General features: G+C 38.4%; 17 protein-coding genes. 7 read left to right on the forward strand and 10 right to left on the reverse strand.

The window, feature by feature from the left end; all coding sequences use genetic code 11:
- The first annotated feature begins 17 nt into the window (after positions 1-17).
- Positions 18-1,550 carry a CheR family methyltransferase gene (locus SYN7502_RS10660; RefSeq protein WP_015168836.1) on the forward strand — a complete coding sequence of 511 codons (1,533 nt, stop codon included), beginning with the start codon at positions 18-20 and terminating at the stop codon, positions 1,548-1,550.
- Between the two features lie 56 nt (positions 1,551-1,606).
- On the opposite strand, the gene SYN7502_RS10665 is transcribed toward SYN7502_RS10660, so the two are convergent.
- The gene (locus SYN7502_RS10665) at positions 1,607-2,281 is read right to left on the reverse strand and encodes a DUF748 domain-containing protein (protein ID WP_015168837.1); all 675 of its coding nucleotides are present in this window, start codon (positions 2,279-2,281) and stop codon (positions 1,607-1,609) included.
- A 49-nt stretch (positions 2,282-2,330) separates the two neighbouring features.
- Between SYN7502_RS10665 and SYN7502_RS10670 the strand changes: the two genes are divergently transcribed.
- The 3 genes from SYN7502_RS10670 (at position 2,331) to SYN7502_RS10680 (ending at position 4,638) form a co-directional block, all read left to right on the forward strand.
- Positions 2,331-2,834, forward strand: a complete 504-nt coding sequence (locus tag SYN7502_RS10670; protein ID WP_015168838.1) for a gamma carbonic anhydrase family protein — start codon at positions 2,331-2,333, stop codon at positions 2,832-2,834.
- Positions 2,835-3,068: 234 nt separating this feature from the next.
- On the forward strand, positions 3,069-3,722 hold the full coding sequence (locus SYN7502_RS10675) for a hypothetical protein (RefSeq protein ID WP_015168839.1): 654 nt from the start codon (positions 3,069-3,071) through the stop codon (positions 3,720-3,722).
- A gap of 67 nt (positions 3,723-3,789) precedes the next feature.
- Positions 3,790-4,638 (forward strand): methyltransferase domain-containing protein, encoded by an 849-nt coding sequence (locus tag SYN7502_RS10680; protein ID WP_015168840.1) that lies wholly within the window; start codon positions 3,790-3,792, stop codon positions 4,636-4,638.
- Here the strand turns inward: SYN7502_RS10680 and SYN7502_RS10685 are convergent.
- From SYN7502_RS10685 to SYN7502_RS21175, 6 genes are all read right to left on the reverse strand, one after another.
- Entirely contained in the window at positions 4,635-5,324 is a 690-nt protein-coding gene (locus SYN7502_RS10685; RefSeq protein WP_015168841.1) for an HAD family hydrolase, read from the reverse strand. The two genes, SYN7502_RS10680 and SYN7502_RS10685, sit on opposite strands and share 4 nt — an antisense overlap.
- Positions 5,325-5,330: 6 nt before the next feature.
- A complete protein-coding gene (locus SYN7502_RS18915; protein WP_015168842.1) occupies positions 5,331-5,828 on the reverse strand; it encodes a hypothetical protein in 498 nt (165 codons plus the stop codon).
- A gap of 87 nt (positions 5,829-5,915) precedes the next feature.
- On the reverse strand, positions 5,916-6,386 hold the full coding sequence (locus SYN7502_RS10695) for a transposase (RefSeq protein ID WP_371257762.1): 471 nt from the start codon (positions 6,384-6,386) through the stop codon (positions 5,916-5,918).
- Positions 6,340-6,651 carry a transposase gene (locus SYN7502_RS10700; RefSeq protein ID WP_015168729.1) on the reverse strand — a complete coding sequence of 104 codons (312 nt, stop codon included), beginning with the start codon at positions 6,649-6,651 and terminating at the stop codon, positions 6,340-6,342. Before SYN7502_RS10700 ends, SYN7502_RS10695 begins: the two co-directional genes overlap by 47 nt.
- A 450-nt stretch (positions 6,652-7,101) precedes the next feature.
- Positions 7,102-7,817 (reverse strand): IS1 family transposase gene (locus SYN7502_RS19360; protein ID WP_246828998.1). Its coding sequence is split into 2 segments (ribosomal slippage): positions 7,102-7,523 and positions 7,523-7,817, totalling 717 coding nucleotides; the frame shifts between segments, so codons are not numbered across the junction.
- A 42-nt stretch (positions 7,818-7,859) separates the two neighbouring features.
- Positions 7,860-7,982 carry a type II toxin-antitoxin system Phd/YefM family antitoxin gene (locus SYN7502_RS21175; protein WP_256377859.1) on the reverse strand — a complete coding sequence of 41 codons (123 nt, stop codon included), beginning with the start codon at positions 7,980-7,982 and terminating at the stop codon, positions 7,860-7,862.
- A 395-nt stretch (positions 7,983-8,377) separates the two neighbouring features.
- Here SYN7502_RS21175 and SYN7502_RS10725 point away from each other — a divergent pair, with 395 nt between their 5' ends.
- On the forward strand, positions 8,378-9,229 hold the full coding sequence (locus tag SYN7502_RS10725; RefSeq protein WP_015168844.1) for an aldose epimerase family protein: 852 nt from the start codon (positions 8,378-8,380) through the stop codon (positions 9,227-9,229).
- Positions 9,230-9,261: 32 nt separating this feature from the next.
- On the opposite strand, the gene SYN7502_RS10730 is transcribed toward SYN7502_RS10725, so the two are convergent.
- A complete protein-coding gene (locus tag SYN7502_RS10730) occupies positions 9,262-9,555 on the reverse strand; it encodes a hypothetical protein (RefSeq protein ID WP_015168845.1) in 294 nt (97 codons plus the stop codon).
- A 166-nt stretch (positions 9,556-9,721) separates the two neighbouring features.
- Between SYN7502_RS10730 and SYN7502_RS10735 the strand changes: the two genes are divergently transcribed.
- Positions 9,722-10,648: a J domain-containing protein gene (locus tag SYN7502_RS10735; protein ID WP_015168846.1), complete on the forward strand. Its 927-nt coding sequence runs from the start codon at positions 9,722-9,724 to the stop codon at positions 10,646-10,648.
- A 30-nt stretch (positions 10,649-10,678) separates the two neighbouring features.
- Here the strand turns inward: SYN7502_RS10735 and SYN7502_RS10740 are convergent, their stop codons facing one another.
- Both SYN7502_RS10740 and SYN7502_RS10745 read right to left on the reverse strand, forming a co-directional pair.
- A complete protein-coding gene (locus SYN7502_RS10740; protein WP_015168847.1) occupies positions 10,679-11,287 on the reverse strand; it encodes a cob(I)yrinic acid a,c-diamide adenosyltransferase in 609 nt (202 codons plus the stop codon).
- Positions 11,288-11,292: 5 nt separating this feature from the next.
- Positions 11,293-12,351 carry a CobW family GTP-binding protein gene (locus tag SYN7502_RS10745; RefSeq protein WP_015168848.1) on the reverse strand — a complete coding sequence of 353 codons (1,059 nt, stop codon included), beginning with the start codon at positions 12,349-12,351 and terminating at the stop codon, positions 11,293-11,295.
- A 123-nt stretch (positions 12,352-12,474) separates the two neighbouring features.
- On the opposite strand from SYN7502_RS10745, the gene SYN7502_RS10750 reads away from it, so the two are divergent.
- On the forward strand, positions 12,475-13,425 hold the full coding sequence (locus tag SYN7502_RS10750) for an AAA family ATPase (protein WP_015168849.1): 951 nt from the start codon (positions 12,475-12,477) through the stop codon (positions 13,423-13,425).
- Positions 13,426-13,435: the final 10 nt, after the last annotated feature.

Raw genomic sequence — 13,435 nt, forward strand, 5'->3', positions numbered from 1 at the left:
CCAAAGGCTTAACTAAAATGAATCCATCTCTTATCCATGATTTTGTTCAGCTTATTGCCAGTCGTACGGGAATTCAAGTACAGGATAAAGATCGTACGGAATTAGTCAAAAAAATTAACCTACGGATTACAGCCCAAAAGTTAACTACCCCAGAAGCATATTATCAGCTTTTAGCAACACCATCGGACGAACAGGAATGGCAAGCTTTAGTCTTACTTTTAACCACTGGAGAAACTTATTTTTTTCGCGATCGCGGTCAAATCAACTTAATTCAGCAAACTATCCTACCTGAAATTATTGCCCGTAAACAGTTAGCTATCGCCACAAAACCGACTTTAAGAATCTGGAGTGCAGGCTGCTCCACGGGAGAGGAACCCTATTCTATTGCCACAATTGTGAAGGAATTAATTCCTAATTATGCCACTTGGAATCTTCTAATTTTAGGTACAGACATTAATACAGAATCGATCGCTAAAGCCAAAACCGCCAGTTTTAGTGAATGGTCATTTCGGATGGTTAATCCAGACCTGAAGCGCAAATATTTTAGGAAGCAAGATAAGAGTTGGCAATTAAATGAAGAAGTGCGAAAGATGGTGACCTTGCAAATGGGTAATTTATTGACTGATGACTATCCCAGTTTAAATTCTAATATCTACAATATGGATATGATTATCTGTCGGAATGTGTTTATTTATTTTAATTCCGATAATGTCGAAACCATCCTGGGTAAGCTTTATCAGACCTTAAGTCCGGGCGGATATTTAATAGTTGGACATACAGAATTACATGATTTAAATCTCAGGGGATTTGTCCCTCAGGTATACGATGAATCAGTAGTTTATCAACGCTCAGAAGATGTGCAGCAAGCCCCATCACGTTTTATTAAATCTCAGCAAACCATTGCTCCTAAATCTCAACCTATAAGTATTCATCAACCGAAGTTACCTGTAAAAATTAAGCAATCCTCCATTGGAATCAAATCAGAAGCGAAGCCTATAGTTAAATTAGATAACACATTAGAGAAATTAGGTATTAAGTCAAGCGATCGCCAAATCCCAAGTTCTGATCTAGATGCTAATCTTCAAAAGGCTCAAAGTCTGTTTGCACAAGGAGAATATACTCGAACTCTGCAAAAAGCAACCCAACTTTTACAGCACCATCCCGATAATTTTGCCATTACCTATCTCATTGCTCAAACCCATGCCAACTTAGGGAAATATCAAGAAGCGATTTCTTATTGCCAACAAGCGATCGCCCTCGACTCCATGTCCATTGATATTTATTACTTACTTTCCCACATTGCAGAAGCACAAAATAACCTCAGCCAAGCCAAAGAATATCTAAAACGCATTATGTATATTGATGAAACTGCGATCGCTGCTTATTTAGACCTAGGTAATATCTACAAAATTGAAGGTGATGATCGTCGAGCCAAAAAGATGTTTAACCATGCCACTAAACTCTTACAGGAGCTAACTACGGATACTATTCAATATCGAGGAGAAGTAGCAGTTTCAGAATTATTAGAGCAAGTTAATCAGAACTTGTAGAAAGCTATACTCGGTTTTCTGATCTCTTTGTCCTATGGTTATTGAGAATTCGTGAACTAAGGAAGCTTTAACATATCGATTATTTGCGGTGGAATTTGAGGTTTATGCTGCTCCACAACATTCTTAAGTGCGGAACCAACTAATTTTGTGAATACCTCAGACATTAGTAATCCTTGGTAGTTTTCAGAATTAAGATTTTTTAAATCAACCTTGGGTAACTTAGCTGAAAATGCTGGTAAATTAATCCCCAACTGCACCACCCTAAAACTTACCGAAACATTATTAATGGTTGCCGATCGCAAATTAAATTTCTTTTCCTGCCCCGACTGACTACTCTGCTTATGCCCTTCAGCACTTGTGAATATTTCTGTAATATTATTGCGGGGTAACTGCTGTTCAATATCAATGGAAATTTCTTCTAGTTGTAATTTATCTATTTCGACTCGATCTGAGAGCAGGCTGGTAGGCTGTAGTTGAATTTCAAAGTTCTGGACTTGTAAAAATTTAGGACTAGAAAAGCCCTGCGGATTATCAATCGCAAATCCATTTAATTGCAAATAACCATCAAAGGGTTTAAAAACCACCTCTGTAAGGGTCATAGGAACCGCCAATGACTTAGAGAGATTTTGCTGAATCCCAATTTTTAAGATCGTATTGAGGTTAAGAAATAGAACCACAACTAAAGTTACAACTGACAAAAGGATTAGTAGTATAGTTCTAGAAATTTTCATGTAACTACCAAAGAAAAATAAGCTGATGAAGAGATTATAGGAGCTAGTTATGTTTGCCAAAGTAGATATTTCTCAATCTGCGTTTATTGCTACCGATGCAGTTTTAGTGGGGGATATAAAGCTAGAAATAGGATCGAGTGTTTGGTATAAGGCTGTGATTAGAGCTGATTTAAATTCTATTCAGATTGGCGCATACAGCAATATTCAAGATGGAGCGATTTTACATGGGGATGTGGGTAAACCATTGGTAATAGAAGAGTACGTTACAGTTGGACATAATGCCGTAATTCATGGCTTGACCATTGGGCGAGGTAGCTTAATTGGCATTGGGGCAATAATCTTAGAAGGAGTTTCCGTTGGGGCAGGTAGTATTGTCGGTGCAGGGGCAGTGGTGACTAAAGATGTGGCGGATGGAATTATTGTGGCAGGTATTCCCGCTAAACCCATGCGATCGCTAAGTAGCGAAGAACAAGCAGACTTAATTATCCATGCTCAGAAATACTACAAATTGGCTCTATATCATGCAGGTAAAGCCACAGATAAAGGCTTTTAGCTCTTAACTCCTTGCTTATGCTCGTTGATAGTTTAATGCTTCTTTGATTGCTCCGATTGTCGGTATAACACTGATGCAGTGATGTAAGTTATTGTTAGTAATTGATTTTGATGTTATTTACAATTTAGTTGAAATTAATAGAAAGATTTTCTTAAGAATCCATGACTCTAGTATCAAAATTTACAGATCACAAACTATAATTACAACCGAAATCTCAACCCAATCTATATCTATATGAGTTCTCCCCAATTAGAAACACTGCTCAATCGAGACTACGAAATTAAAATCGGTGAATATATTAGTCAAGGCTTTGAAGTTCTTAAACAGTATTTTGGTAGCTTTATTGGATTTTTCTTTCTAACTGCTTTGATCACATTGGCATTAAATCTTGTCCCGATTTTAGGTGGTATTGCTTCTTCAATTATTGGAGCTCCCCTTGGTGCTGGATTTACCTTTGTTGGACTGGCGATCATCCGTAAGCAACCCTACGTTTTTAATGATTTCTTTAAGGGTTTGAGTAATAAATATTTCCTGCAAATTTTTCTCCTTTCTCTAGTTGGTGGAGCAATTACGGCTTTGGGCTTTTTGCTTTTGATTATTCCAGGTATTTATATTGCCGTTTCCTATGCTTTTGCTTTACAAATTGCGATTGATTGGGAATTAGATTTTTGGGAGGCTTTAGAAACCAGTCGTAAATTTGTTTCTAAGAATTGGTTTTCTGTATTTGGGTTTCTATTAGTTTTAGGCTTAATAAATTTAGCTGGCGCACTGGTACTCGGCATAGGACTTTTTTTTACAGCCCCTTTAACCATTTGCTCATTGCTGGTTGCTTATAATGACATCCTTGGAAATAAGCCCGAACCTGAGTTATCCGATTCTTGGGGATAGCGATCGCACTTAAAATATATCTTGTTAGTATGGGGTAGCAAATGCCCCTTTTTTATTCTCTTAAACCATGCTCAACCAACGTATTAAAACATTTTATGATTCTTCCTCTGCACTCTGGGAACAGGTATGGGGAGAACATATGCACCACGGCTTTTATGAACAAGGGGAAGCTAGTTATAAAGATCGCAGACAGGCTCAGATCGATTTAATTGAAGAGTTGCTTAACTGGTCAAGAGTTGAAAATTTAGAAGTTAATACGCAAATTTTAGATATAGGCTGTGGAATTGGCGGTAGTTCTCTATATCTGGCAGAAAAATTCCCATCATCTCAAGTTACAGGCATTACCCTCAGTCCCGTACAAGCTAACCGTGCTAAAGCCAGAGCCAAAGAGTTTGGATTAGAGTCAAGAACAGATTTTCAAGTTGCCGATGCCTTATCTATGCCCTTTGCCAGTAATTCCTTTGATTTAATTTGGTCACTAGAAAGCGGCGAACACATGCCCGACAAGTCTAAATTTTTAGCAGAATGTTTACGAGTTCTAAAGCCCAATGGTAAGTTGATTTTTGCGACATGGTGCCATCGTGAGACCCAAGCCAAACCTCTTACGATCAATGAAAAGCAACATCTGCAAAGAATCTATGATGTTTACTGCCTACCTTATGTAATTTCCGTATCTGAGTATGAAGCGATCGCCCTAGAGTTAGGTTTTAAAAATATCTGCACTGTTGACTGGTCAGAACAAGTATCCCCATTTTGGGATCGAGTAATTGAATCAGCTTTAAGTTTGAGAAATATTTTAGGTGTGATCCAAGCAGGTTTACCCACAATCATTGCCACAACATCTCTGCGGCTAATGGCTAGGGGTTATAGCCGAGGATTAGTTAAGTTTGGGGTTCTCACTGCTCAGAAGATTTAAGCTGAAGTATTAATAATAATTTCTACAGCTTCTTGTAAATCTTTGGCGATCGCTTGGGGTTGATATATTTCTAACTGGGTTTGATTCCTAATCCCAGACAAAACGCCGATGCTGGGGATATTATGAGTACTAGCGGCAACCAGATCAGCCTCAGTATCACCAACCATCCACTGCTTTTCAATTTTGGGTAATGTGGCGATCGCTCCTGCCATGAGTTTAGGCTTATCTTTTATATCTTGGGTTTTGATATAGTCGTTTTTTAGGCAAAATATGAGATCGCTCTTAAAAAATCTATGTAAATCGTATCGATCTAAGACTGGAAATAACTCCCATTCACGGCGCATGGTCATAACTGCAAGTTCAAGTCCAGCATTTTGGGCAGTTTCTAAAGCGGCGATCGCCCAAGGGTGAATCTGATCAAAGGTGAAGAAGTACTTGGAATTAATATTCTCCCTGCGTAATCTGGCAAAATTTTGGGGTTGGTTGATCAGGTTTAAGCCCGATTTAATGGCAATTTCTACTTCTGAGGTTTGCGATCGCTTAAATTCCCAAAATTCAGACTTAGTTAGAGGGCTTACTAATTGATTTGGTCCTTTTACTTTCTCTAAACAAAATAAATAAACCTGAAAATAGCGTTGTGACACATCCATAATTGGACCATCAAAATCGGTAAACAATCTTTTCATAGAGCTTTAAGGGGATTCGTAATTGTTAATAATATTAGCGGCTGAAATTGTAAACCCAAGGGCTAAAAGAGGCAGTATTAATCCCCCAAAGTGGATAAAAACCCATCCGAAAGCCACGCCTACTCCTTCGCTTCCATCAAGACGACTCTCAACAGCAATCTGCCACCAAATAATTAAACCTATAAAATTAAGAAAAAGAAAAGCTACTACACATCTTGAAACGAAAATTAAATCCGTAAAGCCTTTCAATCCAATAACTATAAAACTAATAATCCAGCTAATAAATGCAACCCAGAAAACATCATTTACTTGGTCAAAAAACATACTAAATAAATAACATAAATGAAAGAATGAAATAATAATTATCCATAAAATAGATATTAGAACTCTAAATTTATGATGTCGAATATGGAGATGGGCAAATATTTCACCAAAATACAGCCCAACTATGAAAATAGCTCCGAATATTAAAGGAATCTGTATCGAGCCTGTTTCATATCTCATGAGTAGCAATTCTTTTTAGCATCAAGCGAATAAAGCAAAGATTGAGTTTAGCTGTAGGATTAACGAGAGTTCTCTCAAAGTTCTTAACTAAGATTTTGCATCTTTCAACCCAAGTACCCACCTTGTCGGCACAACTACAAACCCAGACAGACCTTTTTCTGCCTGCTTTTGCTTTGATACCTTAGGAGAAATTTCAAACCTAATCTTAGTCATAATCTCAGGATAAACCTTCTGTAAATCAGTCGTCAATTTTTCGATATGATAACCACTATCCAGCAATATCGTAGTTAGCGTAATGTCATCTGGCTTCGATTTGAAGTAATCAATGTTAATCGTTAACATTTCAATCAGTCCTTGGTCATCTGATACATTTGCTCTTGTTAAATAGGTAAAGAAAGGAAATCCCAGAGTGTCAACGGCTAAATGTCTTTTGATCCCGTTAGTTGCTTTGTAGGAGCAGAAGCCCTTGGATTCTATACTTGCATTACAAGTATTTTTCACTGCTTGTGAGTCAATGATGATTAAAGTTGTCCATTTTGATTTTTTTTGACTGTTCACGGGCTGTTGCATGTAAAGCTTCCATAATCGCAGTAAATGTACCTGTATCTTTCCACTCCTTGTAGTATCGATACACTGTAGAGAATGGTGGTAAGTCTCGGGGCATATCTCGCCAATTACAACCGTTTTTAAGTTGGTAGAGTATGCCGTCTAAAATTTGTCTTTTTGTCCAAGTTGGTGGTCTAGTTTGCTTTTTCTTTGGGAGCAATGGTTCTATAATTTCCCATTCTTTATCTGTTAGGCTACTTGAGTATGGATTTAGCATTTTCTAAGCATCATACATCTTGCTCATAATAGATATGAAACAGGCTCTATATAGCGATCGCCTAAACATTAGAGATTTTTGCTCGGCTTCCGTTGCTACATAACTAATCCTACGCAAGGATAATCATGCTCGACGTTGCAGAGTTTAGTATGAATCAAAGATTTCTTAAAGGCTAGGAATAATATCCAGCCTAAACTCTAATTTCTTTTATACATAGATATGCAACGCCAGGCATTGTATAAAAATCTCCATACCTCTTTTCGATCTGGCTGGCTCACTAAAATATTAACAAACCCTTTCCAATCATCATCTGACATTTTTTCAACATTAAAACCCTGTTTGGCATTTGTCAAAATCTTGACCCAATCCATCCTTCCTTCTGCCTTAGCCCTTTCTGCAATTCTCTTTTTTACTTCTTCATTTGCAGAATAGTACGCTTTTAGGTAGTGATCAAGAGGGCATGATGCAGAACTTAGAGTGAATTTCAGAATTGTAGTGATGGATAAATATCCAAATAGCACCGATATGATTTTCTAATTTCTTAGAAAAAGAAAGAGTTTTTCTAACAAGGCGAGAAATTCTTTGCCTTAAAGTACAATTGAACCTTTCAATATGATTAGTCTGTCCAGACTCTTTGCCCACAGCCTTATGGCGTTTTTTAGGTAAAATACAGCTATAAGCTTGCCAGAAGTCAGTATAACAAACAGCACATTGTCGATAAACGGTTGGTAAAGATTGCCATAACCCCAAGGCTGCTTCTTGGTTTCGACTACCAACAAACACTCCAACAATTTCTCTAGTATTTCGGTCAATTGCTAACCAAATCCATACCTTAAATGACCATAGTTCATCGCACTCAATGGTCAGGCGTGCTTTTTTTTAGGGATTACCTTAACTTGCGACTCTACAGTTACAGACTTACCATTTATATAACTCTGTAACCACTGTAATGACACCTTGGCAACATGCTTAATCCCTCGCATGGATATACGTTCTAGCAGCAGATTATCGACTAATTTAATTGTGGATTCAGCTATTGGCTGGTTTTTGGGATTAATCACAAATTGACGATTACACTTTTTACATTTGTAGTTTTGTTTTTTGTGACGGGTTATGCCATTCTTAACTATCTGGTCACTTTCACAGTAAGGACATTTTACTTCTATTTTGTTTTACCCCTTTTTTTATCTATCATGCCCTCTTGATCACTACCCTACCTCAATTACTACTGCTACTAAGCGATCGGAGTTATATATTAACTGTGGTTCTTTGCGCGTAGAGCGAATAAGTTCAGAGAATTTATGCTCAGCTTCAGTAATTTTCCAGTTCATAACTAATAAATTATATGGACAATCATGATTCCTCGCTTGATCGAACAGAGTTTTAGCGAAGAGAGAAATGCCGCAATTCAATCATTCCGAACTTGGATGAGGGAGAGATAATTATCTTGTTAAGAATGAATAATTAAGCTTGATTTTATTTTTTGAGTTTAATTCTGCGTTGGGTGTTGGTTTTGGCGGTAAGAGATTATCAAAAACTCATCCTAATAACGAGACTAAAAAAAGCTAAGGACTTGTAACTACTAGATTTCTGCTAAGGTTTGGCACAATTAAGCTAAGCCTTATTTCTTGCTATTCGGGTGGTCAAGGTTTGGTATTCTTATGCTGGACAGAGGCTAAAGAATTAATTAAATTTAGCTTGTTAAAAATAACTTTAAATATAACTTATGGCTTCCTATACAGTTGAGCAACGTCAGTATAAAACCTATATCCTTGGCGATCGCAATTCTAAAATTGAAATAGTTCCAGAACGAGGTGGCATAGTTACCAGTTGGGTAGTGGGGGATCAGGAAATTTTTTACATGGATACAGAGCGATTCACCCATCCAGACCTTAGTGTTAGAGGCGGCATCCCCATCCTATTTCCGATCTGTGGCAATATGCCCGATAACACCTACACCCTAAATGGACAGGTTTATCACCTTACCCAGCATGGATTTGCCCGTAATTTACCTTGGCAAGTGGATACAGAAGATCAAGATGGCATTAGTTTAATCTTAACTAGCACCCCTGAGACCCTAGCCGTATATCCCTTTGAGTTTAAGGTGAGGTTTACATACATTCTTACTGGCAGTACTTTGACAATTAAACAAAGCTATACCAATTTGTCTAATCAGTCCATGCCATTTTCCGCAGGTACCCACCCTTACTTTGCAACACCAGACAAATCAGAACTAAAATTTGAGTTCCCCAGTGCTGAATTCGTCGATCAAAAATCCTTTGTCAGTCATGCTTTTTTAGGTGGCTTTGATTTTAGTCTGGATGAAATTGATGTGATGTTTTTTAATGCTGCTGCTCATAATCGAGCCATTATTACCGATGCTAGTCGCAACTTAAAGCTAACCATAGATTTTGATGAACACCACAAAACCTTAGTATTTTGGACAGTTAAAGGTAAAGATTTTGTCTGTGTAGAACCTTGGACAGCCGCCAGAAATTCCTTAAATACGGGAGAAAATTTGCTTTTTGTGGAGCCGAACTCTACGATTAATCTCCAAATCTCGATGACTGTAAATTAATTAAGGTTTTTGGTAATAAACTGGCACTATTGCTAATACTCAATCACAAAGCTTTGATAATTATGATTTTGTATAGGTGTATTATTTAGGCTAATTGGTTCTGATTCTGAAAGAGAGTTGTACTGGGTAGCCTCTGCCTCTAACTTATTTAGGTTAACTTCTAGCTGATGCAAGCGTTGCTGAATTTCCGAAGTGCGATCGCTAAGCCGTTTTAATTCTTCCTGTAATCTTTCCCTTTCGTTAGCCAATTGGTGCATTTGAATATAGACAGCAGAAGGGGTCTTGCGCCGTGGCATTGACCTTAGTTTTGGCGGAATGCGGCTCATAGTAATAACTAGGAATTGGGTGCAATCAGTATAACAAAGCCCAGTCTGAGATTAAAATCTAAAAAAAGGGTTAAACTAATATTATATAAATGATGTAAATGCCTGTTAACTTGGGTAGGCTAAAATAATAACTCTCGATTTATTTGAAAACTTAAGGTCTCCGCGTATGCAGTCACAGGAGAAAAAAACTAGCTTTGAGATTAGTCAAGGCATCTGTCAATATAATTCCCACGATTATTACGCTATTCTTGGGACTCCAATTACTGCGGATATTACTCGAATTCGTAGGGCATATCTAAACATTGCTAGAATTCTTCATCCTGACACCTACGGCGATAAACATCCCCCATCAGCTAAAAATCAAGCCACACAGTATCTTGCTAAGCTAGTTAATCCCGCCTATACCTTTTTAATGGCAGAAAAAGAGAGAGATGAGTACTCGACCATACTTAGGCTCCTGGCTAAACGCATTATTAAACAAGGGCAGAAAATTACACCTTCTTCAGATGCTGCTAAAAACCTGTTATATTCTCCGAGCTTAAGTAATTATGAACGGGCAGTGGAAGTGATCGCTGCTCAACAATATCAAGACTTAGATAAAGCTTTAGAGAGAACTGGTCTAATCAGTGAATTAAATCTAGTTTATATTCTGCATCAAGAGGGTTATCAGCCTCATCCAGAGCCTAAACAAGTTATATCTGCACCTGTAGATCATAATTTAGGAGCAAAATATCCTACCAATCCTAGATCAGCTAATAATTACCCCACCAAAATTAAAATTGCCGAAGAGTATATTGCCAAAAAACAGTGGATGTTAGCGATCAAAGAGTTAAGGGAATATCTACAAATTGATAATCACCATAGTTACTGTCATGCTTTATTGGGTCTGGCATATATGAATCAAAAGCTGGACGGCATGGCAAAAATGAGCTTTCAGCAGGCACTAAAATTAAATCCGCAAGAGCCAATAGCTTTAGCAAATATTAATAAAATTCCTGATCCTAATTCCCAAACTAAACCCAGTAATAAATCAGAACAAAAAACTGCTACCCCTAAAAAAGGCGGATTCTTTGGCTGGCTAGGTGGTGGATAAATGGTTGTAATAAAGGGGAATATACCTTGATTAAAACTCGATTCCTAGTTGGGCGGGGATTTTTTGGGATACTGGATGTTTAATTAGCGTTAACTCTGAAACCAGATCAGCAGCTTCGATTAGAGCGAGTGGAGCATAACGACCTGTACTAACCACATGGCAGTGACTAGGACGACTTTGAATGCCTGCTAATACGGTTTCTAGCTCTAATTGTTGATACTTTAGGGCGATGTGCAGTTCATCTAAAACCACTAAAGAAATTTCAGGATCAATAATGGCACTGAGGGCAGTTTGCCACGCCGCTTCAGACATCTCACGATCTTGGTTGGGATTTTGCGTCTCCCAAGTAAAGCCGCCGCCAAGGGTATAGATTTGCACAGGAAAGCCCAAGGTTTGTAATTTAGTTAGCATCAGGCGATCGCCATCGGGATATGCTTGGGAGTTTTTGACAAATTGAACCACTACTACTTTGAGATCATGGGATAAATGTCGATACACCATATTCATGGCACCACTAGTTTTTCCTTTACCTAAACCAGTAAAGACCATATACAAGCCTTTTTCGTTACCTTGTCTAGTTGCGATCGCTTTGGCTTTTGCCTGTTTAATCTTTTGTAGTTGCTCGGCGGCTCTATCCATATAACTTAACTTACAGAATCCGTGGCTAAGCAATCGGCAATTTGACTTAGGAGTAGCTCTTGATCGAGATTCCGTCCAATTAGCACCAGTTGGGTGGGGGCAGGGTTTCCTGCTTCGGTTTTCAGTTCGTAGCGTTTACCACTGAGTTGAAAAATATAACGATTGGGAATACCAGCAAAATTAAGAATCCCCTTGGCACGAAATACATCTACGGGTAACTGGTGATCAAGAAAGCTTTGGAATTTTTCGATTTGTAATGGGCGATCGCTTTGAAAAGATACAGAAATAAAGCCGTCATTTTCTAAGTGGTGACTGTGATCGTGGTGATGATGCTCGTGATCGTGATGGTCGTGTTTGTGATCTATGTGATCATGGTGATCGCTATGTTTGCTTGATTGACTATCTGACTTTTGACTAGCTTGTAAATCCGATGGATCGATTTTGATATCTAAAATCAACGGTAAAGGTACTACTCCCTGTTGCGATCGCAGAATTCTGGCACCTTTTTTTTGCTTATTAATAAATGCTTCTAGCTCCGTAACTTTTTCGGGAGTGACTAGATCGGTTTTGTTGATGATCATGATGTCCCCATACATAAGCTGACTAAAAGCGGCATCGCTATCGTAGTGCTTGGGCGTAAAGGTCTCCGCATCAATTACCGTAAGAATAGAGTCAAGACGGGTAAGATGTTGTAATTCTGTACCTAAAAATGTGAGGGCAATGGGCAGTGGGTCAGCAACTCCCGTAGTTTCGACAATCATATAATCTATGCGATCGCTGCGTTCGAGGACACTATAAACCGCATCTACTAAGCCATCATTAATCGTGCAGCAAATACAGCCATTACTCAGTTCCATCATATTTTCATCCACAGCCACAAGCAACTGACTATCGATGTTAATATCGCCAAATTCATTAACTAAAACTGCTACTTTTAAGTCCGTTTGGTTTTGGAGAATGTGATTAAGTAAGGTAGTCTTACCACTTCCTAAAAAACCTGTAATTATGGTTACTGGCATTCCCCGCTTAGGAATATTAATCGCTTCAATTTGGTTGGCAGTCATGCAAAATAGAATTTAAGTGCTGAATTTATGATTTCAAAGTATCATAACCTCAAACTATTATAGCAATGGCGATCGCAGCGATAGAATACTACCATCCCCATAATCCCGTCAATATCTAAGCACATGGCTGAAATTCGCTCTATATTTACCCAACTTGATCAGGCTCTTAGTACTGTAGTTTTGGGACAAAAGTTGTTAGTTAAGCAATTACTAGTAGCACTGCTATCCAGTGGTCATGTGATTTTAGAAGGAGTTCCTGGTACGGGTAAAACCCTGACGGTCAAAGTTTTAGCAAAGTTAATTAAAGCCGATTTTCGCCGAGTGCAACTGACTCCCGATATTCTACCCTCGGACATTTTGGGAACTAATATTTTTGATTTGAATAGCCGTGAATTTGTACTGAAAAAGGGTCCGATTTTCACGGAAGTGTTGCTGGCAGATGAAATTAACCGTACTCCACCTAAAACCCAATCAGCACTCCTAGAAGCAATGGAAGAACGACAAGTGACCTTAGATGGGGTTAGCTTAAAGTTGTCAGATGTATTCTGGGTAATTGCCACCCAAAACTCTCTGGAATTTGAAGGTACCTATCCCTTACCAGAGGCACAACTAGATCGATTTTTATTTAAGTTAATTGTGGAATATCCCGATCAAACTGCGGAAAAGCAAATGTTACTAAATAGCCAAGATGGGCAAGTCGGTGGGAAGATCGATTTAGAAATTTTAGAGGCGATCGCTTCCGTACCGCAAATCCTTGCTGCCAGACTAGAGGTTAAAGCCGTAGAGGTCAAGGATAATATTTTGGATTATATTTTGGAATTAGTAAAACGCTCCCGTCAACATCCCGATCTTTCCCTTGGGGCATCCCCTAGATCGGCAGTAGCTTGGTTACAGGCAACGAAGGCACATGCTTGGTTAGAAGGTCGAGATTTTGTAACGCCCGATGATGTTAAGGCGATCGCCCCACCATTACTAAGACATCGGTTAATTTTACGTCCAGAATCTCAACTGGATGGGCTGAGTATAGATACGGTAATTAACTCTTTACTCAGTCAAGTTCCTGTACCAAGATAGTCATAATAGA

This window comes from Synechococcus sp. PCC 7502 (assembly GCF_000317085.1).
GTDB lineage: Bacteria > Cyanobacteriota > Cyanobacteriia > Pseudanabaenales > Pseudanabaenaceae > PCC-7502.

Excerpts from the sequence above, each read along its gene's own strand:
- SYN7502_RS10670 (WP_015168838.1), top strand. The coding sequence starts at position 2,331 with ATGTTTGCCAAAGTAGATATTTCTCAATCTGCGTTTATTGCTACCGAT.
- SYN7502_RS10675 (WP_015168839.1), top strand. The coding sequence starts at position 3,069 with ATGAGTTCTCCCCAATTAGAAACACTGCTCAATCGAGACTACGAAATT.
- SYN7502_RS10725 (WP_015168844.1), top strand. The coding sequence starts at position 8,378 with ATGGCTTCCTATACAGTTGAGCAACGTCAGTATAAAACCTATATCCTT.
- SYN7502_RS10740 (WP_015168847.1), bottom strand. The coding sequence starts at position 11,287 with ATGGATAGAGCCGCCGAGCAACTACAAAAGATTAAACAGGCAAAAGCC.
- SYN7502_RS10685 (WP_015168841.1), bottom strand. The coding sequence starts at position 5,324 with ATGAAAAGATTGTTTACCGATTTTGATGGTCCAATTATGGATGTGTCA.
- SYN7502_RS18915 (WP_015168842.1), bottom strand. The coding sequence starts at position 5,828 with ATGAGATATGAAACAGGCTCGATACAGATTCCTTTAATATTCGGAGCT.
- SYN7502_RS10700 (WP_015168729.1), bottom strand. The coding sequence starts at position 6,651 with ATGCTAAATCCATACTCAAGTAGCCTAACAGATAAAGAATGGGAAATT.
- SYN7502_RS10730 (WP_015168845.1), bottom strand. The coding sequence starts at position 9,555 with ATGAGCCGCATTCCGCCAAAACTAAGGTCAATGCCACGGCGCAAGACC.
- SYN7502_RS21175 (WP_256377859.1), bottom strand. The coding sequence starts at position 7,982 with ATGAACTGGAAAATTACTGAAGCTGAGCATAAATTCTCTGAACTTATT.
- SYN7502_RS10750 (WP_015168849.1), top strand. The coding sequence starts at position 12,475 with ATGGCTGAAATTCGCTCTATATTTACCCAACTTGATCAGGCTCTTAGT.
- SYN7502_RS10665 (WP_015168837.1), bottom strand. The coding sequence starts at position 2,281 with ATGAAAATTTCTAGAACTATACTACTAATCCTTTTGTCAGTTGTAACT.
- SYN7502_RS10735 (WP_015168846.1), top strand. The coding sequence starts at position 9,722 with ATGCAGTCACAGGAGAAAAAAACTAGCTTTGAGATTAGTCAAGGCATC.
- SYN7502_RS10660 (WP_015168836.1), top strand. The coding sequence starts at position 18 with ATGAATCCATCTCTTATCCATGATTTTGTTCAGCTTATTGCCAGTCGT.
- SYN7502_RS10680 (WP_015168840.1), top strand. The coding sequence starts at position 3,790 with ATGCTCAACCAACGTATTAAAACATTTTATGATTCTTCCTCTGCACTC.
- SYN7502_RS10745 (WP_015168848.1), bottom strand. The coding sequence starts at position 12,351 with ATGACTGCCAACCAAATTGAAGCGATTAATATTCCTAAGCGGGGAATG.